We start from the raw sequence: 24,967 nt of genomic DNA on the forward strand, positions 1-24,967 counted from the left end.
AAGATTTGGAAATGGCAAAAAAGCACGTATTGTACGTGCTTTTTTACAATGGTTTTTAAGTTTACTAGCAGCCTACAAAGCCGCCCCAACAGCTAGCTCCGATGATGATTAGAAGGATGAATAAAACGATTAATAAAGCGAAACCTCCGTAACCACAACCACCACAGCTACCGCCGTAACCGTAACCGCCGCAACTATATCCGTAACCCATGTGGAATTCCTCCTTATATTAAAAATAAAAATGAACGAGGGGAAAATGTACTGGAAGAACTAAAGAACTATCGTGTTTGTAGGAACAATGTATAGTATGCTTTTTTAAACTTGTTCGCGTACGAAGGATAAGCCCGTTTTTGAAGGCTTGTTGATTTTGTAAAGAATGAAGTATAATCTTTGTACTATGATATAAATAAGTATGTAAATGTAAGGAGAATTTATGAATAAAAAAATTGAAGTATTAATTGATAAATATGAACTAACACACTTGAAAGAGGAACTTATTAATACTGTATTTCCTTGTATAAAAGTTGTGCCAAAGCAGCAGGAAACTGTTGCGATAGGTAGTTCGAAAATGGGAGGAGTTCCTGATTTACCAGCTTTATTTGAATATCCAAAGCATAAAGGAAATCCACTACAATTTATCGCGCAATTTAACTTAAGTGATTTACAAAACGTTGGTATGGATCACAATCTTCCTAAGACGGGGATGCTGTATTTCTTTTGCATTGAAAATTATTTTGAAGAAAATGTGAAGCTAACAGAGGCTGGGCGTGTACTTTATTATGATGTTCCTGTAGAGCAATTACGAAGAGGAAATGAAGTACAAGCGAAATATAACCAGTGTGCAATTACTTTTGAACTGACATACAAATTACCAGAACTTTTCATTGAAGATGAGGCTGATTCAGATCGTTTCTTGCAATTACTTGAAGAGCTAATTCCGGATAACTACGATAACCATCAAATGTTTGGTGAGCCATTCTCTGTACAAGAAGAAGTGTTATATGAGACGGGAGAATATATGGGAGTAGACCCGCAGCAAATGACTCTTTTATTCCAAATTGATTCAGATCATAAAAATTGTAATATGGTTTGGGGAGAACTAGGGATGCTATATTTCTGTATTAGTAATGAAGATTTGAAAAATCAACGTTTTGAAAATACATGCTGCGTATTACAAACATGCTAATGAAAAAAGGTTGTTCTTTTTAAAAGAACAACCTTTTTATGTGAATTAGTTAATATGCATAATCTCATATGACCTATACGAAAAAGTATTGTATACTCTGAAACTATACGATACTTTTTCGTATAGTTATAGAATATAAGGAGTGACAAGATGGGAAAGACAAGTAAGTATGTGACAGCTGCCGCACTTTGTTCAACTATAGTAATGGGAGGCTTACAAGCGTCATCTGTATCTTATGCAGCTACAAATCCGACTACAGTGACAGCACAATCAGATGTAAAGTTATTAGATGATTTCAGAAAAGAATTAAAAAAACAGATTGATAATCGAGAAGAAAATATTACAATCACATATAAAACAAAAGATAGAAATGCTAGAAATATTATGGATCAATTGTATGGTGAGTTTAATAAAATTGTAGATGCTGATGAGTATGTAAAATATAATGTAGCGTCTACTAGATATTCCATTAAAGGAATGCCAGGGGACTATACGTTTACACTGCAAGTAAAATACCGTGAATCAAAAGAACAAACTCAATATGTAAAAGCTCAGGCGAAATCAATTGTTGGATCAATTGTAAAACCAGGGATGGATGAGCATGAGAAAGTAAAAGCTATTCACGATTACGTTGTTAAGCATGTGTCTTATGATACGTCTTATCAAGCGTATACAGCATATGAAGCATTAGCGAATCGTTCTGCCGTTTGCCAAGGATATACATTATTGACGTATGAGTTGTTAAAAGAGGCAGGTATTCAAAATCATATTGTAACAGGCACAGGAAACGGACAAGCTCACGCGTGGAATTTAGTGAACATTGAAAACAAATGGTATCACCTAGATACTACATTTGATGATCCAGTACCAGATAAAGCAGGGCGTGCAACTTACTCATATTTTAATATGTCTGACGAACAGTTAAGTAAAGATCATGAATGGGATCGTAGCAAATATCCAGCGGCAACTACAAGTTATTTTGGTGAATTAACAAATAAAATAAAAGCTGGTAGCTCAAAAACTGTCGTATATGAGCAGATGTTAAAAGAAACAAATTTACAATACTTATCTGCAGAATACGGAGCAGAAAATTATAATGAATTTAAGCAAAAGTTGCAGCAACAGTTTGCAGCTAAACCAGAAAAAGTAGAAGTACGATATAAGCAGTCCATGGATGGGACGATGCAAGATATAAAGAAAGTATTAAATGAAATAAATTGGCCAAAAGGTGCAAAGCGTGTGTCTTATCAAGTAGCGCCTTACAGTGCATTGGCGGGTTATTCATTAGCGACAATTACATTTACGTATTAAGCAATGAGAAAAAGCATCTGTAAAAGATGCTCTTTTTATATTTATCGATCACTTTAAAATTTTGGGAATTATGTGATAAAATAAAAAGGAGAGGATGTGAATGCTGAATGAACTTGTTCGAAAGTAATATTTTTACATTGATATATACTTGTTTAGTAATCGGACTTATCGTTTTGTTTTTCATATCATTTACTTTGTTTATTAGAAGAGTATTACAAAGCAGTGCTGCAAAGAAACACCACGTGATTAATATGAACCAGAAGCTAGATCGAATCATTGAATTGCTTGAAAAAGATAAGAAATAGCGATAGAAGAGGTATGAAAAGGGGAAAGAGAATGGCCAATTATATAAAAGAATTACGTGAAAAAGTAGGACATGATTATGTTTTCTTAAACTTTGCCGGTGGTTGTGTATTTAATAAGGAAGGAGAAGTATTACTGCAAAAAAGAGGAGACTTTAACGCTTGGGGATTTCCAGGTGGTGCAATGGAGATAGGAGAATCAGCTGCGGAAACTGCAATCCGAGAAATAAAAGAAGAAACCGGGTATGATGTAGAAATAAATGAGCTTATTGGAGTGTATACAAAATATTTTCAATCATATCCAAATGGAGACAAGGCCCAGTCAATTGTGATGTTCTTTTCATTCTCAATAGTTGGAGGTGACAAAAAAGTAGATGGTGATGAAACGTTGGATTTGAAGTTTTTCCCGTTAGACGACATGCCACCGTTATTTTGTAAACAACATGAAGATTGCCTGCAAGATTTATTGGAGAAAAGAGTAGGGGTATATCGTTAACATATAAAAAAGAAGCTAAATGAAGATTAGCTTCTTTTTTATGTTTCATTTATTTCCACCAATCATCAAACATTGACGCTGGTACTTGTCTTTTATGCTCACTCACTGTGTAACGTTTTTCAATTTTCTCTGCAACGTCAGCTGGAACTGCTTTACCTTCTAAATAATCATCTAATTGATTATAAGTAATACCTAACTCTGTTTCATCAGCTTGACCTGGTTTTTCATCTAATAAATCAGCTGTTGGCATTTTTAAGTACAGTCGCTCGTCTGCACCTAACTCTTGTAATAATGCACGTCCTTGACGCTTCGTTAATCCCGTTAATGGTAATAAATCTGCACCACCATCTCCGAATTTTGTAAAGAACCCTGTTACAGCTTCTGCAGCGTGATCTGTTCCGATAACAAGTAGCCCTTTTTGTCCACCAATTGCATATTGAGTAACCATACGGATACGTGCTTTCACGTTACCTTTATTGAAATCTGTTAATGATTCACCCAATAAGTTTTCATATTGATTTGAAAAAGCATCAACAGTTGAAGCAATATCAAATGCAACAGATTGATCTGCTTGAATGAATTGTAATGCTAATTGTGCATCATCTTCATCTTTTTGTACTTTATAAGGAAGACGCACGGCGATAAACGTTGCATTACCACCTTCGTTACGAATTTCTTCAACTGCAAGTTGTGCTAAGCGTCCTGCTAATGTAGAGTCTTGTCCGCCGCTAATACCAAGTACAAATCCTTTTGCACCTGTTTTTTTTACATAATCCTTTAAGAAATCAACTCGTTTACGAATTTCAATTTTTGGATCAATTACAGGCTGAACATGTAATGCTTTCATAATCTGTTCTTGTAATGTCATTATGTTTCCTCCTATTCATATTAAAGCGGTAATTAAGTTTATATGTATAATGGTACATACTTCTATCCTTTATTATTTCGCAAAATTAACGAATATACAATAGGATGTGTGTATGAATATGAATGTAGTCATTATAAATAAAGTACTACGTATAAGCAATTTTTTTAAACCTTTCAAAAATGTAAGGTTTTTGTCATTTGAATCGATGGAAGGTATTTCCGCACTTTACTAATATAAAAACATAGATAGTAGAAGGGCGGAGAAGTAATATGAACATTAGAGAACTAGCATATCGGAATGTAACCCGAAATAGACGGACATACTCAGCCTATTTTTTGAGTAGTGCATTTGCAATTATGGCCTTTTTTGTGTATTCATTTTTTGCGTTTCATCCGGCATTAAGTGCAGGAGAATTAGGTCAGTACGTATTCGTAAGTATGTCTTTTGCACAGTCTATTATTTACTTATTTACATTCTTCTTTATTTTATATTCGATGGGAATGTTTTTAAAAACGAGAAAGCGTGAACTAGGGATTTTAATGATGTTAGGTATGACGAAATATCAATTAAAGCGTCTAATCTTTTTTGAAAATATTATGATTGGAATAGGGGCAATTATTTTTGGTATTCTTTCAGGTATGTTATTTTCAGGGGTATTACTATTTTTGGCTCCGATGATATTGAAACTAGATATCTCCTTATCCTATTACATACCGATGAAAGCAATTGTTGTAACGAGTATTATGTTTTTTATTTTATTTATGATCATATCATTGTTTAGTGCAGGAATGATTCGTAAAAATAAGATTATGAAGTTGTTTAGAGGATCGGCAGAGGCGAAACCGGAACCGAAAGCATCAATCATTTCTTCCATATTAGCAGTAGTATTGCTTAGTGCTGGCTATGTAGGAGCTCTTCTATCACATGGAGCAATGGTATTTATTATGATGATTCCTGTTACAACGGTAGTTATTATTGGGACGTATTTGTTGTACAAGCAGCTGAGTGTCTTTATTATTCGATTATGTAAAAAAAGTAAACGTTTCTATTGGACACAGACTAATATTATTACGTTATCAGATTTAGCGTATCGCATGAGAGATAACGCAAGAATGTTCTTTATTGTAACCATTATTTCTACTGTAGCATTTTCCGCAATAGGGACATTAGTTGGCTTCGCATCCATGACGAAAGGGATAATGGAGAGACCGATTTCGTTTCATTACCATTCTAAGCAAGGGAATAGTAACGAATCACAGCATATACAAATGATTGACAAAGGATTAAAGAAACATAGTATAGCAGCTTCAAAAACTAATATTTCGACAAAGAAAACGGAGGAACAGTCGTTAAGAAGCGCCATTTTTATAAAAGAATCAGACTATAAGAAATATGCAAAGTTAACAGAAGAACCATTTAATACTGTAGCAAATAAAGAAGTTGTATTTTTGTCAGCTAATATACCAGGGCCAACGATGAAAGAAAGAAAAGAAATTACTTTACCTAATATGAATGAAAATTTAAAAGTGAAAAAAGTTACTTCATCTTCATTGGGGAAAATATTAAGAGGAAATGTTTATGTAATCTCTAATAGTCAATATGATTCATTACAAGATGGGTTTATAGAGACAAAAGATTATATGTATAAAACTGAAAGAACGAAAGATGAGATTGAAATTGGTAAAGAGCTTACGCATCAAATTAAACCGTATCAAGAATATTCAACGTTTAGTGCGGAAGAGTACGAGCAAAACCAAAGTTTACAAATTGCAGGACCGATTTTATTTGTAGGTTTCTTTATTGGTATAGTATTTTTCGTTTGCGCAGGAAGTTTCCTTTACTTCCGTTTATTCTCCGATTTGGAGGATGATGTTCGCTTGTTCGAAATGATTCGTAAAGTTGGATTGACAAGTAGGGAATTATCGAAGGTAGTTACAATTCGATTGGCCCTTTTATTCTTCGTTCCAATTGGTGTTGCAACATTACATGGAGCAGTAGCCTTAACGGCGTTAGGGCAAATGTTTGAGTACTCATTGTTTAAAGAAAATACAGTTGTATTAAGTATTTTCATAGGTATTCAAGTTGTATACTTCTTACTTATAAGATCCCGTTATGTAAAACAATTGAAAGAGAGATTACGTATGCATTAAATGTGTTTTTTTAACTCGAGTACAAAATTTTCTAAAAAGAGGCAAGTATTGTCAAAAAGTGATAAAATGGAAAAAGCGAGGTGAAAAAATTAATAGAGAGTAAGGGGGGAGAAATATGAAAGCAACAGGAGTTATTCGAAAAGTAGACGAATTAGGACGAATTGTTATCCCTAAAGAATTACGCGATGTATTGGGAATACAAATCAAATCACCGCTTGAAATTTTTGTAGAAGCAGATAAAATCATTTTACAAAAATATCAACCTTACAATGCTTGCCAAATCACAGGTGATGTTTCAGGGCAGAATATTACATTAGCAAATGGAAATATTACAGTTGGTATAGAGGGAGCGGAATATTTAGTAAAAGAAATAGAAAAGTTTTTAAACAAGAGTGAGGTTTAGTCTTAATTTATATTATTTTTCAAATTACATATCATTCTTTTAAAAGACTGTAAGAGGACCATTAATTGGTCCTCTTATTTTGGTTATTAGTTGAACGACTCGGGTTGTTACTTCCTACAAATCATAGGGAAAATAAAGAAGTATTATAGAGGTAGTAAATGATGTTGAGAAATATTTGAAAAGAAGGAAAACAAAAAGAATAAAACGAATGTTACATTTACACGTATTCAAAAGTGGTCTGAAATGAAAATAATACATTTTCAGGAGGGATTACGATGAGTAGTACAGTGAATAAACAAAAAGATATACAATTGATTCCGTTTACCGTAAATAAGGTGGTAGAACAAGTAAATGAAATTCCACCAGGTGTACAACTGATTCACGCTCCGCAAGTATGGGAAAAGAGTGTGAAGGGGCAAGATGTAGTCGTTGCCGTATTAGATACAGGGTGTGATACTAATCATATAGATTTAAAAGATCGTATTATCGGCGGAAGAAATTTCACAAAAGATTATGAAGCTGATCCAAATGTGTATCTTGATAATAACGGACATGGTACTCATGTTGCGGGAACGATTGCCGCGACTGAAAATGGTGTCGGTGTATTAGGAGTTGCACCACTTGCTAAAATGTTAGTATTAAAAGTTTTAGCGGGAGATGGTTCTGGAAGTTATGAGCAAATTATTGAGGCAATTCATTATGCTGTAAATTGGAGAGGGCCGAATCAAGAGAAAGTGAGAATTATTTCAATGTCACTTGGTGGTCCGCAAGATGTTCCAGAATTACATGAAGCAATTCAAAATGCGGTAAAGCAGGATGTTCTCGTTGTATGTGCTGCTGGAAATAATGGAGATTGCGATGATGAAACAGAGGAACTAGACTTTCCGGGTGCGTACTCCGAGGTAATTGAAGTTGGTGCCGTTAATTTAGAGCGGAAGATTGCATGTTTTAGTAATTCAAATCAAGAAATTGATCTAGTAGCGCCAGGTGATGAAATATTATCTACGTATCCAGAAGGAAAATATGCTGTGTTAAGTGGAACTTCCATGGCGACGCCGCATGTTGCTGGAGCGCTCGCCTTGCTCATTAAACAGTGTGAGAAAGAATACGGTCGAAAGTTATCGGAGCCGGAAATATATGCACAACTCATTAAAAGAACTGTACCTTTAGGGTACGAACGTACATCTGAAGGGAATGGATTAATAGATTTATTAAAAGAATAGCCATATAAAAAAAACATCTCATATGAATATGAGATGTTTTTTAATATGGCTCTGTCGCATGTAATATAACTTGTAATAAACCTGGGAATCTAGCATTTAAATCTTCTTCACGAATTGAAATGAAACGTTGTGTTCCTTCAAGGCGCGTGTACATAACACCTGACTCACGTAAAACTTTGAAATGGTGAGATAAAGTTGATTTTGCAACAGGGATGTTTAAAGCACCACAAGATTGTTCATTTTTCTCTAGTAACATATTTACAATTTGTAAACGAATTTGATCGCTAAGTGCATATAAGACAGAAGAAAATTGAATTTCTTCTCGATTTGGATGATAGAGTGTACGCATATTTCACCTACTTGTATAAGTTAAGATATTTGCACTATAACATATAAAGTGGTATATTTCTATTGTTCGAATATATTCGAACAATAGAAATATAGGGGGAGAAAAAATGAAGTATACAAAATTGCAAAAGGCAGGATTAAATATTTCAAAGTTGGGTTTAGGTACAAATGCAGTAGGGGGACATAATTTATATGCTGATGTGAATGAAGAAGAAGGAAAGCGATTAGTAGAAGAAGCTATTCAGCAAGGGATTACATTTTTTGATACAGCAGATTCATATGGTTTCGGTAGATCAGAGGAATTAGTAGGAGAAGTATTAAAGGGAAAACGTCATGAGTTTATACTTGCTACAAAAGGTGGAATTCAACCGTTGTTAAATGGAGAAACTTATATTAACAATGAACCAAGTTATTTAAGGAATGCGGTGGAAAATAGCTTAAGAAGATTACAGACTGATTATATTGATTTATATTATTTACATTTTACAAATCCTGAAACAAGTTACATAGATTCAATCGGAGAGCTTACTCATTTAAAAGAAGAAGGGAAAATTCGTTCAATTGGAATATCGAACGTAAACATAGAACAATTAAAAGAGGCGAATCAACATGGTCATATAGATGTTGTACAATCTCCATACAATATGTTAGAACGTACAGCTGAGGAAGAACTGTTGCCGTATTGTATAGAAGCGGGTATTTCATTTATTCCATATGGGCCTCTTGCTTTTGGAATATTAGGCGGAAAATATACAGAAGATTTTAAATTAAATGAAGTCGATTGGCGTCAAAATGTAAATCTATTTGAAGAAAATACATATAAGAGTAATTTTAAGAAAGTGAATAAGTTAAAAGGGCTAGCTAAAGAAAATGATATTGAAGTGTCTCATTTAGCGTTAGCATGGTTATTAAATAAAGAAGGGATTGATACTGTTATACCTGGTGGAAAGCGGGCAGAGCAGGTAAGAGAAAGTGTGAAAGCGGTAGATGTTGCATTGAATGAAAGAGTCATGAAAGAAATCCAATCTATTTTAGAAGATTAGTTAAACAGAGGGAGAGTACCCTCTGTTTATATAAGGAGAAGGTCTAAATGAACAGAGTACTAGCTGTATTTTTTATGATAATGTTTATGATCGGTACAGATACTTTCTTAATTTCACCACTGTTGCCGACATTGCAACAGGTGTATCATGTTTCAACTGAGTTGTCAGGATGGATGGTGAGTTCGTATGCTTTAGGGTATGCTGGATTTGCGCTTGTGGCTGGTCCTATATAAGATGGATTAAACAGAAAAAAAGTAATGGTACTAGGTATGAGTTTTTTTGCAATAAGTACGTTTTTTTGTGGAATTGCACCGAGTTTTTTATGGATGCTAACATTTAGATTTTTAGCAGGTGTAAGTGCAGCTTTTGTATCTCCACAAGTGTGGGCATCTATTCCGCTCCTTATAGAGAAGAAGCAAATTGTGAAAGCAATTGGGGTTGCAACAGCAGGGGTATCAATCTCTCAAATTTTAGGGCTGCCACTGGGAGCTTATTTAGCAACGATACATTATACAATTCCATTCTATTTCATTGGTATATTATCAGCACTACTTGTCATTCTTATTTATGTTGTATTACCAGAAATACAGTCGGTTCATATAGGTGGAAATAAAAAAGCGATTTTACAGCGTTATAAACAATTACTTACAGATTCAAAGGTTTCACTTTCTTATTTTGCATACTTTGTTTTTCAAACCGGAAATTTTGCTGCATTTTCATTTTTTGGTGTATGGCTTTCCATTCAATTTGTCTTACAAGTTCATGAAGTAGGTACAGCTATGCTCGTATTAGGATTAGGAAATTTAATTGGTAATATTTTTGGTCCTAGAATCGTAAATAAAATTGGTTATAACCTTTCTTTCTATGGTGGAATTATATTTACAGCAGTGCTATATGTATTACTTCCTCATGTAAAGAACATTGTATTGGTGGAGTTATTGTTCTTTGCTTTATTTTTTGTGACAGGAATTTTGTTTGTATTAATGATGAGGCACTTACAAAACATGTCTAGTGTAGCAAGAGGAACAGGAGCCGCGCTTGCAAATGCTTCTATGTACATTGGTCAAATGATTGGTGCGGCAATAGCTGGAATGTTATTTGCAATATCTCACAATTTTATACTTATAGGTAGTTTTACTGCGTTACTATATATAGGAGCTTTATTTTTGTTTAGAAAAAGTGAAAAACTTACTGAAAATAGTGAAACAGGAATTGCATCATAAAGCTTGTATAAATATTTCGCAAATCAGAATTAATAAGAGTGTGAATACATGAATGTGCTTTTAATTAAAGTGGTTACTAAAAGTATAGAGATAGTAGAAGAAATGTATTGTAACAAAGTTATGAGGAATCAAAAAATAAAAATCCCTATAAAGATAGGGATTTATATATCGGCATATAGTTCCTTGGAAAAGGATATACTTAGTTTAGCATATCGGACTACTTATATTTGTGAAATAGATGTGAAAGTAATGTGAAAAGTATTGTAATAAAAAGCACTGTTTTAGCTAATGTAGCTAAAACAGTGCTTTTCTCTTTGATTGAACAGTTGCAGCATTTTCATCATGTATACCTGCATCTTTTATAATTCGTTGTTTTGCTTTATTTAATAGATGGTTTACTGCTTCGCCAAAATAGTTAGCTTCGCTTTTTGTGCGGGCTTCTCGTAAACATTTATAGTTTTCTAGCAGTTCCTCTTTTTCGGAGTTTGTTAAGAAATCTTCTATTTTCTTTTTTGTCATACGAAACACCCTTTCTCCTGACAAACGACGCAATAGAAAATATTTATTTCTCATTATAACAATAATTTTAAAAGAAAGTATACACTAACGTCGCAATAATTTGTCAATTTCTTGAATCTTCTCATCAGCTTTCCCAATTTGCGTATTTTTAGCCTGTTCGCCACCAAGAGCTTGATGTAGTAAAAAAGTTTGACCGGAAATAGCAGTTACAATGGATACTTTTATAATTTCTTTTATTGCGGTGACATCGAATAAAACGAGCCCAAGAAGTGCGGCTAGGCTACCAGTAAAAATATCAGTTAAAAATCCAAAATGAAAAAATGTTTTCAAACGGCGTGGAAGCAATAACTTACCTTGGTTATTGATTAGATGGGAAACGAAGCCGGTAATGCCACCAACGAGAACAGCGGTTAGCCATTGATACATCTCCATCGAATCCACTCCTTTTAGTGAATAAGATTCGATTATTTTATATTGATTCCTTTTAATATTTCATATAAGCATATTGAGAAAGTTTGTTTGGGTATAATTTGTATTCAAATTAATTGTAACAGAAAATTTAGATATATTTCAGTCTATTATATGAATCATTTTTACAATAATATGAATGCAGAAAGGGGTGCGTGATATGAATATAGATTATCGAATAAGAAGTGTAGTTGGTTATACAAAAAAATAGGGGAATTAGTAAGCCTGCTTGAGCATACGAGAGCTGTAACATTAGGCGAAGTAAAAAATTTATCAGTTGAGCAATTAGATTTAATTATGCAAAGCAGCGGAAATTCAATTGGCGCCTTATTAAAGCATATAGCAGCTATTGAAAAAGTTCATCAGCTTATTTCATTTCAAGATCGTGACTTTACAAAAGAAGAATTAGAAATATGGGAAGATGCACTGTATTTAGGGGAAGCGGGTAGAGCAATCCGTGGTCATGAAATACAATATTATGTACAACTTCTACAAAGTGTTCGAGAAGAATCTCTGAAGTATTTAAGTGAACAAGGTGATGAGTGGCTCATGTCAGAAAGAAAGTGGCCTAACGGTGTAGCATATAACCAGCACTATCTATGGTTTCATGTGCTAGAAGATGAAATTAGTCATCGAGGACAAATTAGAATGCTCAAAAAAAAGTTATTTGAAAATTACGTAAAATAATGTAGCTTTTTATAGGAGAATTCCATATAATGAGAATAATTAAAATAAGAACGGGGTGATGTATTATGGCGAAAATAACTTATATGAATAATCAACCAAATACAAAGGTGGATGGAAAGGGCGATATTATATAAGGTAATTCGCAATCCTTCCACTTAGTACAAACTAGGGAGGATATTTATTTGAATCAAAACATTTTAGAATCTTTCGGCTGGGATTCATTTTTTGAAGAACAAGTTACAGAGAAAAATTATGAAGTAGGTCGTATTTTACTTGAGCATAAGCATATATATCGCATTATTTGTAATGATGGTGAATATATGGCAGAACTGTCTGGGAAGTTTCGGCATGAAGCGGTTACGAAAGGCGATTATCCAGCAGTTGGTGATTGGGTGTATATAAAGAAATTAGAAGATGAAAAGAAAGCGATTATTCATCGTATTTTCCAGCGAAGAAGCTCTTTCTCAAGACAAGAGGCTGGAACAAGAACAGAAGAACAGATTATAGCAGCAAATGTAGATTATTTATTTTTAGTGAATGCACTTAATCATGATTTTAATGTTAGAAGGATGGAACGTTATTTATTATTAGCGTATGAAAGCGGCGCTATGCCAGTTATTGTTTTAACAAAGAGTAGTATATGTAATGATGTGGAAGAGAAAATTGTAGAAACGGAAGCTATAGCAATTGGTGTTCCTATTTTCGTTGTTGATAGTTTAGAGCATACAGGTATAGATTCGTTGAAACAATTCGTTTCTTCAGGGAAAACAATTGCTTTAGTTGGATCATCAGGGGTAGGAAAGTCAACTTTGTTAAATGCTTTAATAGGAATTGATGTAGCAAAAACGGGAGATATACGTGAAGAGGATAGTAGGGGGAGGCATACGACAACGCATCGAGAATTATTCCAATTGCCTAGTGGCGCTCTCGTTATTGATACGCCTGGCATGAGGGAATTGCAACTTTGGGAAGGCAGCGAAGCGATTCAAACAGCATTCTCTGATATTGAAGAACTTGCGACAACATGTCGTTTCCGTGATTGTAAGCATGAGAATGAACCAGGATGCGCGGTGTATAGTGCAATTGAAAACGGACTTATTACGATAGATCGTTTGAAAAGCTATAAAAAATTACAAAGAGAACTGGCGTATTTTATGAGGAAACAAGATGCCATCCTTGCCAGAGCAGAGCGTGATAAATGGAAGAAAATTTCTAAACAACATAAAAAAATGTAAAAACCAAAGGGGCCCCTTTGGTTTTTTCTATTTGTAAATTTTATAATAATATTATTCATATATATAGACAAAGGGAAATTAATTGTTTAAACTTTACAAAGTATTCACCATAATAGGTTATGAAAATAATAATTAAGGAATGGGAAATATTCATAATTAACTCAATTTAACTTTTAAATTTGAAAATTAGGAGGTTCATAATGGGTAAACTATTAAATTTGTTTCGTGATATGAAAGTAGCAAAAAAGCTATTAATTTCATTCTTTGTAATTTTAATTGCAGCCGTTTCTATAATCGGGGGCATGTCTTATCAAACTGCTAAAAAGAATTTTGAATCACAAATTACGAGTAGTGCTAACGATAATATAAAAATATTAGATAATTTAATCAATCAAATGATTGAAGCAAAATTTAACGATGTGAATAACTTTGCACGAGTAATTCAAGGGAATATGTATCAAGGGGATAATCAGGATGAGCTAAGAAAGACATTATCTCAGTATATCAATTTGAATATAGATGTTGAACAAGTGTATGTTGCCGGTAATGATAAGAAATTTGTACAGGAACCAAATATACAAATGGCAGCAGATTATGATCCAACAACACGACCTTGGTATAAAGATGCAGTGGCAAAACAAGGTGGTATTGTTGTTAGCGAGCCATATAAGGCAAAAGGAAATGGACATATTGTCGTAACGATTGCAAAACAAACAGAAGATAAAAATGGGGTTGTTGCGCTAGATTTAAGTTTAGACAATTTATTAAAAACAACAAAGTTAATCAATATTGGTAAAAAAGGATATGCCTTCATTTTAGATGGAAAGCAAAAAATCATTGCTCATCCACAAGAAAAATCAGGGGATAAAGCAGCTGATTCTTGGGCAAAGAAAATTTATGAAGATAATCATGGTGCTTTTACATATTCTTATGGTGGTAGTGAAAAGAATATGGTATTTGCTACAAACGTAAAAACAGGTTGGAAAATTGGTGGGACGATGTACGCAACTGAAGTAATTGAAGCTGCTCAACCTGTATTTTATAATATGTTAATTGTTATGCTTATTTCGTTAGTAGTAGGTGGAGTACTTATTTATTTTGTGACACTTTCAATTACGAAGCCTTTAAAGAGATTAGTTATCACTTCTAAAGAAATAAGTGAAGGGGATTTAACGCAAACAATTGAAATTCATTCTAATGATGAAATTGGTCAACTTGCGAAAGGTTTTAACGAGATGACAAATTCATTACGGACGTTAATTGGAAGGATTAACACTTCGGCAGGACATGTTGCAGCAGCATCAGAAGAACTAACTGCAAGTGTAAGACAAGCGAGTGAAGCAACTGAGCAAATTACAACAGCAATGGATGAAATATCAAGTGGGGCAACGACGCAAACAACAAGTGTAGAAAATGGTGCTATGTTACTGTTTGATGTAACGGAAGGAATTCAGCATGTAGCAAATAGTTCATCATCTATTAATATCGCTTCTGCTCATACTCGTGAAAAAGCAGAAGATGGTGGGAAACTAGTAGGAAGAACAGTAAACCAGATGCAGTCTATTGCAGAATCGGTTTCACAATCAGATGCTGTTATACAGTTATTAAATAATAAATCAAAACAAATTGGTGATATATTAGAAGTAATTCAAAACATTGCAGATCAAACAAATCTTCTAGCTTTAAATGCGGCAATTGAAGCTGCAAGAGCTGGTGAACATGGAAGAGGTTTTGCAATTGTTGCAGATGAAGTACGTAAATTGGCAGAGCAGTCTAGCATATCTTCCAGTGAAATTAGTAAATTAATAGGCGAAATACAAGACGATATGGGTAAGACAGTCAAATCAATGAATCATGTAAATGAAGAAGTTCAATCTGGACTTGTTATTGCAAATGAAACGAAGCAAAATTTTGCTGAAATTTTACAATCTACAAATGAAATAGCTAATCAAATTAAGACGATGGTTGAAACGGCTAATGGAATGTCAAAAGGGGCAAATGAAGTATCTATTTCAGTAGGACAAATTGCAATGACAGCACAAAATAATGCGACAAGCACACAAAATGTTGCGGCTTCAGCTGAAGAACAGCTAGCTTCGATGGAGGAAATTGGATCAGCGGCGGGTACGCTATCTCAAATGGCTGAAGAGTTGCAAGTATTAATTGAGAGATTTAAAGTTTAATAAAGAACAGACTACCCCTAGTAGCATTATGACACTAGAGGGTAGTCTGTTTTATTATGTAAAATCAAATGGAGATGTAAACTTCCTTTATGACGTTTAAAATGGTATTTTGTATAATATTTGTCGAAAAATAGAGGTATTTGTTAGCTTTGTGTATAATTATTAACCTATAGAATACAAATAAAAGGAGAGTATTATGGGAGTGTATTGGGGGACAAAAAGACATTCTTGGCTTAGTTACGTCTCATTTTGGCTAAGTATTTCATTTTTTATTGTTTTTCTAATTGAAGTGTTTATATTAAAAACACTTTCGAATAGCTCGGTGCAAATTGTTAAATATTTTTATTTTATACTTGTACCAGTAAATATTTTTCTTAGTTTAAAGTTACTATTTAAGAAAAATGAAAAGAAAGCGTTACCTATTTTTAGTTTCATTGTCTCATTATTATTTGCAATTTTAATAATCGTATTAGTTTTAGCAGCTATAGGGAAGTTCTTTTAAGGGGAGTGGTATAAGTCACTCTCCTTTTTTATTTGTGGTAGTCTTACTATATGTAAAAGTTGTGAATGCTGTGAGCTAATAAAAGCGGAGAGTAGACAATATTTGCATGGATTAAAGTCTGTCGTTATTTGAACTTATAAGAGTGTATGGAGTAATGAGGTAATATACATAATAATGGAGATAGAATTAGTTATTTTATAAGTGTGTATGAAGCAAATGAATACGGTAAGAACGGTGATATATGGTACAATAGCTATGGATAGTGATAGAGATAAAGGGTATATAAAATACTCATCGTTTTTTAGTAAGAGAGGGGTTATCTTATGCTATACGAGGATTTGGAGACATTATTTCAAACAGCTCCGAAAGAAGATAGAGGCGGATGGAAATATATAATCCAAGAACAAAATGATACATTTAAAATTGGTGATGAAATACTGAAAAATCAAATGAGTGTCGAATTGTATTTTAATGAATACGATGAGGTGAAAATCACTTTATATAAAGATGGAATTCCCATTACGACTATGCAAAAAATTACGATTTCAAAAGTTGAATTAGACGAAGATGAAGAAGGTATTCAATTTGTTTTAGAACGCATGCCTAGTCGAATGATTCGGTTGCAGTTAAAGCCGTATTTAGCATTAGAAATGGGACTGTACTGGGAAGTATGTGATGATTGTGAATGAACATAAAAAAGCATCCAATAACATGGATGCTTTTTTATGTTTTTTGAAGTTGTTTAAACGCAATGATTGGAAGTATAACAATACTTACCCATCCGATGATAGGATATAGAATGTGAAGTAAGTCACTGTAACCGATGTAACTAAAGCAATAACTAATTAGTAAAATGAAGAAAATAATATTGTGATTCTTCCACCCAGTAATAGATTGCATCTGTTTTGTCATTCCGAACACATTACCAACTAAAGTTGTGAAAACTTCACCGAAAATAATGAGGACGAAGAAGAAGTGAAAAGTTGCATTAAATCTTCTTATGACTTCAGCCATTGGGATGTTATATTGATAAAATTGATCGACTGATAAGATTGCTAAATGGCTGCATAATAAAATTAAAGAAAGTCCAGCACCACCTAAAATCCCACCCCAAAAAATGGCTTTTCGATCCTTTACTTCACTGGCTAATGGGACGAGAACACTTTGGGCGAGAGAAAGGTTTAAGGCGACATATGTAATAGGGCTAGTAATCCATTTCATATTCCAGCTCTCTGCAGGAATAGTGTTATTAATAGGAGGTGTACCGTGAAAAAAGGTTGTAATAGCAAGTCCTATAATAAAAATCATCATAATAGGTACGACAAGTGTATTTACTTCAAAAACACCTTGTAACCCGCGGCTACTTATAATGAGACAAGCGATAACTGTAATGAGAATACCGAGTTGTCTTGGTAAGCGAAGTTGCTCTTCAAATACTGCACCAGCCCCTGATAACATAACGCTCGTTACGCCGAATAAAACGAGTAATAATAATGTGTTTACAACATTCCCAAATACATCCCCAAATAAATATTTGTTAAATTCTTGCGCTGAAAATGCCCCGATTTGTGATGAAAGTAACATCATCTTTGTGCCAAGCCAAATAAAAAAAAATCCACTTACACATATGCCAATTGTCCCGTATAATCCATTCACTGTGAAAAATTCAACAATTTCTCGTCCAGTAGCAAAACCAGCTCCAACGACAGTTCCGATATAAGTAGCAGCTACTTTCTTTGCTACTTGCCATTGTTGATTGTCCATGTTATCCCTCTTTCTACTATGATGAGCTTGATGTACTATTATGCATATGTATGAGCTTGGACAATTAGACGTATGAAGTGTTTGAAAAAATACATGAATTAAATGATATTAGGGAAGCATTAAAGGTGTTAAAACTTTGTTACATATAAGCCAATTGTTCGAAAGGAAAGGGAATGTATGGTAAAATGTAATTAAGTTATTAAAAGATAAACATTACAAAATGATAAGAGGAGTGATTGTATGAGTACGAAAACAAATGTTGTTGAAGTATTAAACAAGCAGGTAGCAAACTGGAATGTGTTATATGTTAAACTACATAATTATCACTGGTATGTGACAGGGCCACACTTCTTTACATTACATGAGAAATTTGAAGAGTTTTATAATGAGGCTGGAACGTATATTGATGAGTTAGCAGAACGTATTTTAGCTTTAGAAGGTAAACCATTAGCGACAATGAAAGAATATCTCGCAACATCTAGTGTCAGCGAAGGGACAAGCAAAGAATCTGCAGAAGAAATGGTGCAAACATTAGTGAATGATTATTCTGCACTTATTCAAGAATTAAAAGAAGGTATGGAAGTTGCGGGTGAAGCTGGCGATGAAACATCAGCTGACATGCTGTTAGCAATTCATACAACATTAGAACAGCATGTATGGATGCTAAGTGCATTCTTAAAATAACGATAAATATATAGAAACCCATTGAAAAATTATTTCAATGGGTTTTTTTATGATTTTTCAGTTTTCTTTTATGCTATAATATAGTAAAAAGGAGGCGATGCGATGTTTCGCTTTTTCAGAACTGGAAAAGAAGAGCGGGAAATTACGAAAGATGAATTAGAACAAGCGATGGCTCAGTTTTTAGAAACGAATGCTAATATCGTTTATACAGTATTAGTAAATGATGATTATACAGTAAATTATGATTTGTTAAAACCATATTTACCTGCATTTCCAACAAATGTTTTTCTCATAACGAAGGAAACGCTTGAGGTATTTGAACATACAGCAGAAAATTTAAACCTAGTGAAAGAAATTGATGTCGTACAAAAAGCAGTAGATCAATACGTAACAGAAAAAGAAATGTTCCCAATTGTTGAAGGTAGCGAAGATCGCCTCATATGTGGAATGAAATTAGGACCTTACTTAAATCGTAGCTTAAAAAGAGACTTATATATTTCAGAAAAACATTATTTAGTTTCAAGTAAACCAGATAGAAAAAAACAAAAGAGTGGGTAGACGTAATGAAAACAACAATACATATATTGTTGTCTTTTTTTGTTTGTTAAAATATTGATTTTTCAGTCTATTCTTATTTATACTAAATGTATTGGACAGGGAAGAGCAACTATTAAGCATCATTCTGAGAATAAGGTATTGTTAGCGTGGGTTATACAAAGTGGTATAAAGATTCGCAAAATAAATATTATAAAAAGTTGCGGGGGAATTGGTACATGAAAAATAGTATGACTTACATTCAATTATTAAATGAAACGTTACGTTGTTATGCAAATAAAGGAAGTTTTGAAGCGTACAATTATATAATGGAAAACGCTACAGGTGTAATAGGGAATGAGGCGCAAATATATAATTTTAAGTATGCACTCGCAAGTGCATCGGGACTTGAAAAAGAAGCATTACATTTAATGAGAGAGGCCATTATAGAAAAGGGATTCTGGTATGGAAATGAGTATTTAATTTCCGACGAAGATTTAAAATCACTACATAAATTTGAAGAATTTCATACAATGGTGCAATTATGTAAAGAAAGAGAAGAATTAGCACATAAAAAGGAAAGACCAGATGTGAAATATATATACAGCAAGAAAGAAGGAAATCTACTACTTACATTGCATGGTAACCAAGAAAATATGCAAATAGTAGAACCATATTGGAAATCTGTTTTGATACAAGATTATACGTTAGCTTTACCACAGTCTTCACAAATTGAGTTTTCAGATGGATTTGTTTGGGAGGATATAGAGAGAGGGAAAGAGGAATTAAAAGAGCATTACAATAAGTTTATAGAAAATCATATAGTAGAAAGTGTAATCATTGGTGGTTTTTCTGCAGGGGCGAGAGTAGCTTTATATACGATTTTACAACAAGATATAAATGTAGATGGTTTTGTTTTTATTGCACCATGGCTTCCCGAGATTGAAGAATGGGATGAGTTGCTAAGAGTGCTGAAGGATAAACATATAAAAGGATATATAGTATGCGGGGATCAAGATGAAGATTGTTTCGAATCCACGCAGCAATTTGTACAACTATTAAGAGAGAAAAATATAGAACATAAGTATAAAGTTGTGCCTGACTTAGATCATGATTATCCTATTAACTTTGAAGAGCTATTAAAAGAAGCTATTGAATATATAGGAAATGAAAACAATAAGTAGTAAGAAAAAGAGATGCATCACATGTGATGCATCTCTTTTTAGAATTATAAATTAAAAGCATTTGCTAGTAAGCGATAAGAATTTAATTTATGTTCAAATTGATGAGTAATCGTGACAATCATAAATTCGTCAGTATTGTATGCTTTGCTTAAGTTTATTATTTTTTCTTTTACAGAAGACGGATCACCAACAATCATACGTTGACGATTTTCTTTTATACGGAATAAATCATAAGCGCTGTATGAATAATTTTGAGCAGTTTCAATAGAAGGTGTACCAGTAGTTCGTTTTCCTTGCTCTAATAATAAGATTGATAAATCTAAACTAGAAGCAATTTTTTCCGCTTCTTCATTTGTTTCTCCGCATATAACAAAGATGGCAACGATTGAATTAGGCTTATCTCCTAAAAATGAAGGCTCATATTGTTCTTGGTAAGCCCTCATAACTTCAGGGCCTCCGAAGCCGTTAATAAATTGTGCAAATGCGAAAGAAGCTCCGTTGTTTGCAGCAATTTTAGCGCTCTCTCCGCTAGAACCGAGCATCCACATTTCAGGAGACGTTGGGATAACTGGAGTGGCTTTTAAGTTTGCATAGTGATGGTTTTCTGGTACTTGATCATGTAAGTACATTGCAACGTCTGCAATTTGTTCTGGGTATTGATCAAGTGAGACCATTTTCCCTTCTTGAAGTGCGCGAGTTGCTATTGGCATACCACCAGGAGCTCTACCAACACCGAGATCGATGCGGTTCGGATACAGTGCTTCTAGAACACGGAAATTCTCAGCAACTTTATATGGGCTATAATGCGGTAACATAACACCACCTGAACCGACTCTAATACGTTCCGTTTTTGCGGCAATATGAGAAATAAGTATTTCTGGACTTGAACCAGCTAAGCTTACGGAATTATGATGTTCGGATACCCAAAAACGTGTGAATCCGAGTTTTTCAACTTCTTGTGCAAGCGTAACTGTATGTGAAAAAGCTTGGGCTGCTGTGCTACCATCTGAAATAGGTGATTGGTCTAATACACTTAACTTGATCATAGAATATACCTCTCAATCTTAATGTACATCCTATTATATATTTACTTATGAAAAATGCGTAGTGAAATGCTCAAAATGAAAAGCGGATAATCTTATTTCCGCTTTTAACGAGAAAATCCGCGTTCATAATGATTCATTTCGACTAGATTTAAAATATATTCATAGTTGTCAATTTCACGCTTTAGTTGTTCACGTTCTTTTTCAGATAGTGTCATATTGCTAAGTTTTTTACATAAGTTTTGTTTCTTTAATTCTAAATGTTTTTTTGTAGCATCGTAGTCATAAGTATGTTTCATTTTTAACCACTCCTTCTTTGTAGTTGCTATATTATACGAAGTATAAAGAAAAGTGAGATCTGTCTCTTATGTACTTTTAGTGAATATTCAAATTGCAATGGTGTTATGTTTATGGGGATTTATGAATAAAATGCACTAAACCACTAACGTCCATTTGATGAAGTAAGGGGTGGAATTGTGCAGAAAGATATAATGTATAACACTGAAATGGATGAAGCGTTAAAAGTTATAGATAAAGGATTGAAGAAGACGATAAGCCCAAAACAGATTATTGTAGTGGGAGCTGGTATGGCTGGGTTAGTTTCAGCATCTTTATTAAAGGCTGCAGGACATGATGTGAAAATTTTTGAAGCAAATAACCGGGTAGGTGGCCGTATAGAAACAGTGAGAATGGAAGATACCGGATTATATTTAGATGTTGGAGCAATGAGGATTCCGTATTCGCATACATTAACGATGGCATATATAAGAAAATTTGGGCTACAGGTGAGACCTTTTATTAATAGGAATGAGACGGATATTATATACGTAAATGGACGGAAAACGACGTTAAAACAATATGAAAAAGATCCAAGTATTCTAAGATATCCTGTGGAAATGAATGAAGTTGGAAAAACGTCAGAGGAATTATTAATGTTAGCGGTACAGCCCATTATAAATTTTATAAAAAAGAACCCAGAAAAAAATTGGGATATTGTTGTAAAGGATTTTGGAAGATACTCTACTGGACAATTTTTAAAGTATCATCCTTATCAGTATAATACTTACTTTTCGCCAGTAACAATTGAGATGATTGGTGTTCTATTAGATTTAGAAGGTTTTTTGGAACGATCGTTTGTAGAGACTTTACGCTTTCTATACATTATGCAAGAGGAGAGCGGATTTTGTGAAATTGTGGGCGGGAATGATAGATTGCCAAAGTCATTTTTACCGCAATTAGAAGAAAATATTATATATAATCAAAAATTAATGAAGTTACATCAACACGATAATGGTGTGACAGCTTTCTATCGGAACGAGGAAACTTTTGAATATAGTAGTATTACAGGAGATTTAGTTATTGTTACCATTCCGTTTTCGACAATGCGTTTTGTAGAAGTAGATCCGTTTGATTCTATATCTCATGAAAAATGGAAAGCAATTCGTGAATTACATTATATGCCTGCAACGAAAATAGGAATTCAATTTAAAAGCCGATTTTGGGAAGAACAAGGACAATTAGGTGGCAGAATTATAACAGATTTGCCAATTCGTTATGCCTATTATCCAAGTTATGGAATTGGGGAGAAAGGACCGGCTATGATGTTAGGTAGCTATACATGGTCTTATGACGCGTTGTTATGGGATGGTTTATCAAAAGGGGATCGTATTTATTACGCATTACACAACTTAGCAACAATATTAGGTGGTCAAGTGTATGATGAGTTCATATCTGGAATTTCAAAAAGCTGGACATTGGATCCGTATGCGCTTGGAGGATTTGCACTTTTTCAAGCAGGTCAAGAATCTGAGCTGCAACCAGCGATTGTCAAACCAGAGGGGAGAATATTCTTCGCTGGAGATCATACAACGCTATATCACGGATGGATTCAAGGTGCGATTGAATCTGGAATTCGTGTAGCGGTGGAAGTGAATGAGTAAAAGGTTTTTAATTCAGAAAATTCTTTACTATATAACTTGAGATGGATATTATTATATATAAAAGAAATATAGGGAGTGTTTACAGTGAATCCGTTATTATTCGATTTTCCTTCTGAATTTTATACTGACAGGCTTTTTATTCGAATGCCGAAACCAGGAGATGGTAAAGTTGTATATGATGCAATTCAGGCTTCAATACAAGAACTAAAACCTTGGATGATGTTTGCACAAAAAGAGCAAACAGAGCAAGAAGTAGAAGAAAGTATTAGAAAATCACATATTCAATTTTTGCAACGTGAGGATTTAAGATTACTAGTATTTTCGAAAGAAACAGGTGAATTTATTGCTTCAGCCGGATTACATCGTATTAATTGGGATATACCTCAATTTGAAATCGGATATTGGATTGATACAAGGTTTAGCGGAAAAGGCTATATGGTAGAGGCTGCGAAAGGTATAACGGATTACGCTTTTTCTGAATTAAAAGCAAACCGTGTAGAAATTCGTTGTGATTCTTTAAATAAGAAGAGTAGAGCGATACCTGAGAAATTAGGGTTTAAGTTAGAAGGTACGTTAGAAAGTGCGAGTGTTGCGGTAGATGGAAACGGATTAAGGGATATGTGTGTATTTGCCATGACTAGAAATACATATGAAAAAGAAGAGCTGTAAAAAAACAGCTCTTCTTTTTATGCATTATGGTACAGGATGTCCATTAGAGCTTTCGAAAATTGTAAACCATTGTTGACGGTCTAAGTTAACTTTTGTAGCAAGAGCGGCAGTTTTTACGCGATCTAATTTACCAGAGCCAACGATTGGCATCATATTAGCTGGATGAGCAAGTAACCAAGCATACATAACCGTATCGATACTAGAAACACCTAGCTCAGTAGCAACTTTTTGCACAGTTTCACGTACACGTACGGCGCGTTCTGATTGACCAGTAAAAATCTCCCCACCAGCAAGAGGTGACCAAATCATTGGATTGATTCGTTTTTCTTGGCATAAATCAATTGTCCCTTTTTCAAAATGCTCAAGCTGTAATGCAGAAACTTCAATCTGGTTCGTAATAAGTGGGAAATCTAAGTACGAACTTAACATATTAAATTGTGAAGGTAAGAAGTTAGATACACCGAAGTAACGAACTTTTCCTTCTTGTTTTAATTGTGAAAATGCTTTTGCCACTTCATTTGGATCCATAAAAGGATCGGGACGATGAATAAGTAATACGTCAATATAATCTGTATGTAAATTTTTAAGTGATGCTTCTACACTTTGCATAATATGCTCTGTACTAGTATTGTAGTGAGCAACATATCGCTCTGGAAATTTCGGTGATGGGGGAGCGATTCCACACTTTGTAATAATTTGCATGTTTTCTCGTAAGGAAGGCTTTAATTGTAAAGCTTCGCCAAATAACCCTTCACACGTATATGCGCCGTAAATATCAGCGTGATCAAAAGTAGTAATTCCCATATCCATACAATCTTCAATGAAAGAAAGTAATTCTTGTTTCGTCATATTCCATTCTGCTAAACGCCAAAATCCTTGAATAATACGAGAAAATTCTAGCGTCTCAGCCATTTGAACTCGCTCCATTATAAGTACCTCCTAGAAGAATAATAATGTTTTGAAAAGGCTTTCTTACTACATGTTATTATATAGTTAATTAGG

At 33.9% G+C, this 24,967-nt stretch carries 27 protein-coding genes and 3 pseudogenes; 21 read left to right on the forward strand and 9 right to left on the reverse strand.

Features of this window, described 5'->3' with window-relative positions; translation table 11 throughout:
• Nucleotides 1-64 precede the first annotated feature (64 nt).
• A complete protein-coding gene (locus tag MHB52_RS10265; RefSeq protein WP_000540425.1) occupies nucleotides 65-211 on the reverse strand; it encodes a YjcZ family sporulation protein in 147 nt (48 codons plus the stop codon).
• 222 nt (nucleotides 212-433) lie between these two features.
• Between MHB52_RS10265 and MHB52_RS10270 the strand changes: the two genes are divergently transcribed.
• The 4 genes from MHB52_RS10270 to MHB52_RS10285 all read left to right on the forward strand — a co-directional run bounded on the left by MHB52_RS10270 (nucleotide 434) and on the right by MHB52_RS10285 (nucleotide 3,295).
• On the forward strand, nucleotides 434-1,186 hold the full coding sequence (locus tag MHB52_RS10270) for a YwqG family protein (protein WP_001034836.1): 753 nt from the start codon (nucleotides 434-436) through the stop codon (nucleotides 1,184-1,186).
• A gap of 150 nt (nucleotides 1,187-1,336) precedes the next feature.
• Entirely contained in the window at nucleotides 1,337-2,497 is a 1,161-nt protein-coding gene (locus MHB52_RS10275; RefSeq protein ID WP_000520859.1) for a transglutaminase domain-containing protein, read from the forward strand.
• Between the two features lie 107 nt (nucleotides 2,498-2,604).
• Entirely contained in the window at nucleotides 2,605-2,802 is a 198-nt protein-coding gene (locus MHB52_RS10280; protein WP_001048102.1) for a DUF4083 domain-containing protein, read from the forward strand.
• Between the two features lie 31 nt (nucleotides 2,803-2,833).
• Nucleotides 2,834-3,295 carry an NUDIX hydrolase gene (locus tag MHB52_RS10285; RefSeq protein ID WP_000024999.1) on the forward strand — a complete coding sequence of 154 codons (462 nt, stop codon included), beginning with the start codon at nucleotides 2,834-2,836 and terminating at the stop codon, nucleotides 3,293-3,295.
• Nucleotides 3,296-3,344: 49 nt separating this feature from the next.
• Here the strand turns inward: MHB52_RS10285 and nadE are convergent, their stop codons facing one another.
• On the reverse strand, nucleotides 3,345-4,163 hold the full coding sequence (nadE, locus tag MHB52_RS10290) for an ammonia-dependent NAD(+) synthetase (protein ID WP_046945370.1): 819 nt from the start codon (nucleotides 4,161-4,163) through the stop codon (nucleotides 3,345-3,347).
• A gap of 269 nt (nucleotides 4,164-4,432) precedes the next feature.
• Here nadE and MHB52_RS10295 point away from each other — a divergent pair, with 269 nt between their 5' ends.
• The 3 genes from MHB52_RS10295 (at nucleotide 4,433) to MHB52_RS10305 (ending at nucleotide 7,939) form a co-directional block, all read left to right on the forward strand.
• On the forward strand, nucleotides 4,433-6,313 hold the full coding sequence (locus tag MHB52_RS10295) for an FtsX-like permease family protein (RefSeq protein ID WP_061663503.1): 1,881 nt from the start codon (nucleotides 4,433-4,435) through the stop codon (nucleotides 6,311-6,313).
• Between the two features lie 115 nt (nucleotides 6,314-6,428).
• Entirely contained in the window at nucleotides 6,429-6,716 is a 288-nt protein-coding gene (locus MHB52_RS10300) for an AbrB/MazE/SpoVT family DNA-binding domain-containing protein (protein ID WP_000648325.1), read from the forward strand.
• 275 nt (nucleotides 6,717-6,991) lie between these two features.
• Complete coding sequence (locus MHB52_RS10305) at nucleotides 6,992-7,939, forward strand: serine protease (protein WP_061663504.1); 948 nt, start codon at nucleotides 6,992-6,994, stop codon at nucleotides 7,937-7,939.
• 40 nt (nucleotides 7,940-7,979) lie between these two features.
• On the opposite strand, the gene MHB52_RS10310 is transcribed toward MHB52_RS10305, so the two are convergent.
• Nucleotides 7,980-8,288, reverse strand: coding sequence for an ArsR/SmtB family transcription factor (locus tag MHB52_RS10310; protein ID WP_016117638.1), 309 nt, complete (start codon nucleotides 8,286-8,288; stop codon nucleotides 7,980-7,982).
• A 106-nt stretch (nucleotides 8,289-8,394) separates the two neighbouring features.
• On the opposite strand from MHB52_RS10310, the gene MHB52_RS10315 reads away from it, so the two are divergent.
• From MHB52_RS10315 to MHB52_RS10325, 3 genes and pseudogenes are all read left to right on the forward strand, one after another.
• Complete coding sequence (locus MHB52_RS10315) at nucleotides 8,395-9,330, forward strand: aldo/keto reductase (RefSeq protein WP_016117639.1); 936 nt, start codon at nucleotides 8,395-8,397, stop codon at nucleotides 9,328-9,330.
• 47 nt (nucleotides 9,331-9,377) lie between these two features.
• Nucleotides 9,378-10,553 (forward strand): annotated as a pseudogene (locus MHB52_RS10320) (MFS transporter).
• A gap of 48 nt (nucleotides 10,554-10,601) precedes the next feature.
• The gene (locus MHB52_RS10325; protein WP_001101741.1) at nucleotides 10,602-10,808 is read left to right on the forward strand and encodes a hypothetical protein; all 207 of its coding nucleotides are present in this window, start codon (nucleotides 10,602-10,604) and stop codon (nucleotides 10,806-10,808) included.
• A 39-nt stretch (nucleotides 10,809-10,847) separates the two neighbouring features.
• Here the strand turns inward: MHB52_RS10325 and MHB52_RS10330 are convergent, their stop codons facing one another.
• Complete coding sequence (locus MHB52_RS10330) at nucleotides 10,848-11,072, reverse strand: hypothetical protein (RefSeq protein ID WP_000162602.1); 225 nt, start codon at nucleotides 11,070-11,072, stop codon at nucleotides 10,848-10,850.
• An 84-nt stretch (nucleotides 11,073-11,156) separates the two neighbouring features.
• Nucleotides 11,157-11,504 (reverse strand): DUF4257 domain-containing protein, encoded by a 348-nt coding sequence (locus tag MHB52_RS10335; RefSeq protein ID WP_000426317.1) that lies wholly within the window; start codon nucleotides 11,502-11,504, stop codon nucleotides 11,157-11,159.
• 196 nt (nucleotides 11,505-11,700) lie between these two features.
• Between MHB52_RS10335 and MHB52_RS10340 the strand changes: the two are divergent.
• The 6 genes and pseudogenes from MHB52_RS10340 (at nucleotide 11,701) to MHB52_RS10360 (ending at nucleotide 16,836) form a co-directional block, all read left to right on the forward strand.
• Nucleotides 11,701-12,227 (forward strand): annotated as a pseudogene (locus MHB52_RS10340) (DinB family protein).
• A 182-nt stretch (nucleotides 12,228-12,409) separates the two neighbouring features.
• Entirely contained in the window at nucleotides 12,410-13,462 is a 1,053-nt protein-coding gene (gene rsgA / locus MHB52_RS10345) for a ribosome small subunit-dependent GTPase A (RefSeq protein WP_001073077.1), read from the forward strand.
• Between the two features lie 302 nt (nucleotides 13,463-13,764).
• Nucleotides 13,765-14,703, forward strand: a pseudogene (locus MHB52_RS36785) (HAMP domain-containing protein); the annotation flags it as partial.
• A 123-nt stretch (nucleotides 14,704-14,826) separates the two neighbouring features.
• Nucleotides 14,827-15,645: a methyl-accepting chemotaxis protein gene (locus tag MHB52_RS36790; RefSeq protein ID WP_408732993.1), complete on the forward strand. Its 819-nt coding sequence runs from the start codon at nucleotides 14,827-14,829 to the stop codon at nucleotides 15,643-15,645.
• Between the two features lie 196 nt (nucleotides 15,646-15,841).
• Nucleotides 15,842-16,147, forward strand: a complete 306-nt coding sequence (locus MHB52_RS10355; RefSeq protein WP_000539571.1) for a hypothetical protein — start codon at nucleotides 15,842-15,844, stop codon at nucleotides 16,145-16,147.
• A gap of 323 nt (nucleotides 16,148-16,470) precedes the next feature.
• Nucleotides 16,471-16,836: a DUF3979 family protein gene (locus tag MHB52_RS10360; protein WP_016117642.1), complete on the forward strand. Its 366-nt coding sequence runs from the start codon at nucleotides 16,471-16,473 to the stop codon at nucleotides 16,834-16,836.
• 34 nt (nucleotides 16,837-16,870) lie between these two features.
• On the opposite strand, the gene MHB52_RS10365 is transcribed toward MHB52_RS10360, so the two are convergent.
• The gene (locus MHB52_RS10365; protein WP_000370203.1) at nucleotides 16,871-17,911 is read right to left on the reverse strand and encodes a YkvI family membrane protein; all 1,041 of its coding nucleotides are present in this window, start codon (nucleotides 17,909-17,911) and stop codon (nucleotides 16,871-16,873) included.
• Nucleotides 17,912-18,151: 240 nt separating this feature from the next.
• Here MHB52_RS10365 and MHB52_RS10370 point away from each other — a divergent pair, with 240 nt between their 5' ends.
• The 3 genes from MHB52_RS10370 (at nucleotide 18,152) to MHB52_RS10380 (ending at nucleotide 20,313) form a co-directional block, all read left to right on the forward strand.
• Nucleotides 18,152-18,595, forward strand: coding sequence for a Dps family protein (locus tag MHB52_RS10370; protein WP_000105199.1), 444 nt, complete (start codon nucleotides 18,152-18,154; stop codon nucleotides 18,593-18,595).
• Between the two features lie 102 nt (nucleotides 18,596-18,697).
• Nucleotides 18,698-19,153, forward strand: a complete 456-nt coding sequence (locus MHB52_RS10375) for a DUF3939 domain-containing protein (protein ID WP_000488206.1) — start codon at nucleotides 18,698-18,700, stop codon at nucleotides 19,151-19,153.
• 215 nt (nucleotides 19,154-19,368) lie between these two features.
• Complete coding sequence (locus MHB52_RS10380) at nucleotides 19,369-20,313, forward strand: alpha/beta hydrolase (RefSeq protein WP_061663506.1); 945 nt, start codon at nucleotides 19,369-19,371, stop codon at nucleotides 20,311-20,313.
• Between the two features lie 44 nt (nucleotides 20,314-20,357).
• Here MHB52_RS10380 and MHB52_RS10385 read toward each other — a convergent pair whose 3' ends face one another.
• Both MHB52_RS10385 and MHB52_RS10390 read right to left on the reverse strand, forming a co-directional pair.
• Complete coding sequence (locus tag MHB52_RS10385; RefSeq protein WP_000594049.1) at nucleotides 20,358-21,359, reverse strand: LLM class flavin-dependent oxidoreductase; 1,002 nt, start codon at nucleotides 21,357-21,359, stop codon at nucleotides 20,358-20,360.
• Between the two features lie 104 nt (nucleotides 21,360-21,463).
• On the reverse strand, nucleotides 21,464-21,655 hold the full coding sequence (locus MHB52_RS10390; protein WP_000683359.1) for a DUF3896 family protein: 192 nt from the start codon (nucleotides 21,653-21,655) through the stop codon (nucleotides 21,464-21,466).
• A 177-nt stretch (nucleotides 21,656-21,832) separates the two neighbouring features.
• On the opposite strand from MHB52_RS10390, the gene MHB52_RS10395 reads away from it, so the two are divergent.
• Entirely contained in the window at nucleotides 21,833-23,296 is a 1,464-nt protein-coding gene (locus MHB52_RS10395) for a flavin monoamine oxidase family protein (RefSeq protein ID WP_001168113.1), read from the forward strand.
• 84 nt (nucleotides 23,297-23,380) lie between these two features.
• Nucleotides 23,381-23,965, forward strand: a complete 585-nt coding sequence (locus MHB52_RS10400; protein WP_001068740.1) for a GNAT family N-acetyltransferase — start codon at nucleotides 23,381-23,383, stop codon at nucleotides 23,963-23,965.
• A gap of 24 nt (nucleotides 23,966-23,989) precedes the next feature.
• On the opposite strand, the gene MHB52_RS10405 is transcribed toward MHB52_RS10400, so the two are convergent.
• The gene (locus MHB52_RS10405; RefSeq protein WP_044795773.1) at nucleotides 23,990-24,892 is read right to left on the reverse strand and encodes an aldo/keto reductase; all 903 of its coding nucleotides are present in this window, start codon (nucleotides 24,890-24,892) and stop codon (nucleotides 23,990-23,992) included.
• Nucleotides 24,893-24,967 lie beyond the last annotated feature (75 nt).

The organism is Bacillus sp. FSL K6-0073 (genome assembly GCF_038006085.1).
Taxonomy (GTDB): domain Bacteria; phylum Bacillota; class Bacilli; order Bacillales; family Bacillaceae_G; genus Bacillus_A; species Bacillus_A cereus.

Bases quoted from the DNA above. Each gene is read 5' to 3' on its own strand.
- MHB52_RS10265 (WP_000540425.1), bottom strand. From the start codon at position 211: ATGGGTTACGGATATAGTTGCGGCGGTTACGGTTACGGCGGTAGCTGT.
- MHB52_RS10270 (WP_001034836.1), top strand. From the start codon at position 434: ATGAATAAAAAAATTGAAGTATTAATTGATAAATATGAACTAACACAC.
- MHB52_RS10275 (WP_000520859.1), top strand. From the start codon at position 1,337: ATGGGAAAGACAAGTAAGTATGTGACAGCTGCCGCACTTTGTTCAACT.
- MHB52_RS10280 (WP_001048102.1), top strand. From the start codon at position 2,605: ATGAACTTGTTCGAAAGTAATATTTTTACATTGATATATACTTGTTTA.
- MHB52_RS10285 (WP_000024999.1), top strand. From the start codon at position 2,834: ATGGCCAATTATATAAAAGAATTACGTGAAAAAGTAGGACATGATTAT.
- nadE (WP_046945370.1), bottom strand. From the start codon at position 4,163: ATGACATTACAAGAACAGATTATGAAAGCATTACATGTTCAGCCTGTA.
- MHB52_RS10295 (WP_061663503.1), top strand. From the start codon at position 4,433: ATGAACATTAGAGAACTAGCATATCGGAATGTAACCCGAAATAGACGG.
- MHB52_RS10300 (WP_000648325.1), top strand. From the start codon at position 6,429: ATGAAAGCAACAGGAGTTATTCGAAAAGTAGACGAATTAGGACGAATT.
- MHB52_RS10305 (WP_061663504.1), top strand. From the start codon at position 6,992: ATGAGTAGTACAGTGAATAAACAAAAAGATATACAATTGATTCCGTTT.
- MHB52_RS10310 (WP_016117638.1), bottom strand. From the start codon at position 8,288: ATGCGTACACTCTATCATCCAAATCGAGAAGAAATTCAATTTTCTTCT.
- MHB52_RS10315 (WP_016117639.1), top strand. From the start codon at position 8,395: ATGAAGTATACAAAATTGCAAAAGGCAGGATTAAATATTTCAAAGTTG.
- MHB52_RS10325 (WP_001101741.1), top strand. From the start codon at position 10,602: ATGAATGTGCTTTTAATTAAAGTGGTTACTAAAAGTATAGAGATAGTA.
- MHB52_RS10330 (WP_000162602.1), bottom strand. From the start codon at position 11,072: ATGACAAAAAAGAAAATAGAAGATTTCTTAACAAACTCCGAAAAAGAG.
- MHB52_RS10335 (WP_000426317.1), bottom strand. From the start codon at position 11,504: ATGGAGATGTATCAATGGCTAACCGCTGTTCTCGTTGGTGGCATTACC.
- MHB52_RS36790 (WP_408732993.1), top strand. From the start codon at position 14,827: ATGGATGAAATATCAAGTGGGGCAACGACGCAAACAACAAGTGTAGAA.
- MHB52_RS10355 (WP_000539571.1), top strand. From the start codon at position 15,842: ATGGGAGTGTATTGGGGGACAAAAAGACATTCTTGGCTTAGTTACGTC.
- MHB52_RS10360 (WP_016117642.1), top strand. From the start codon at position 16,471: ATGCTATACGAGGATTTGGAGACATTATTTCAAACAGCTCCGAAAGAA.
- MHB52_RS10365 (WP_000370203.1), bottom strand. From the start codon at position 17,911: ATGGACAATCAACAATGGCAAGTAGCAAAGAAAGTAGCTGCTACTTAT.
- MHB52_RS10370 (WP_000105199.1), top strand. From the start codon at position 18,152: ATGAGTACGAAAACAAATGTTGTTGAAGTATTAAACAAGCAGGTAGCA.
- MHB52_RS10375 (WP_000488206.1), top strand. From the start codon at position 18,698: ATGTTTCGCTTTTTCAGAACTGGAAAAGAAGAGCGGGAAATTACGAAA.
- MHB52_RS10380 (WP_061663506.1), top strand. From the start codon at position 19,369: ATGAAAAATAGTATGACTTACATTCAATTATTAAATGAAACGTTACGT.
- MHB52_RS10385 (WP_000594049.1), bottom strand. From the start codon at position 21,359: ATGATCAAGTTAAGTGTATTAGACCAATCACCTATTTCAGATGGTAGC.
- MHB52_RS10390 (WP_000683359.1), bottom strand. From the start codon at position 21,655: ATGAAACATACTTATGACTACGATGCTACAAAAAAACATTTAGAATTA.
- MHB52_RS10405 (WP_044795773.1), bottom strand. From the start codon at position 24,892: ATGGAGCGAGTTCAAATGGCTGAGACGCTAGAATTTTCTCGTATTATT.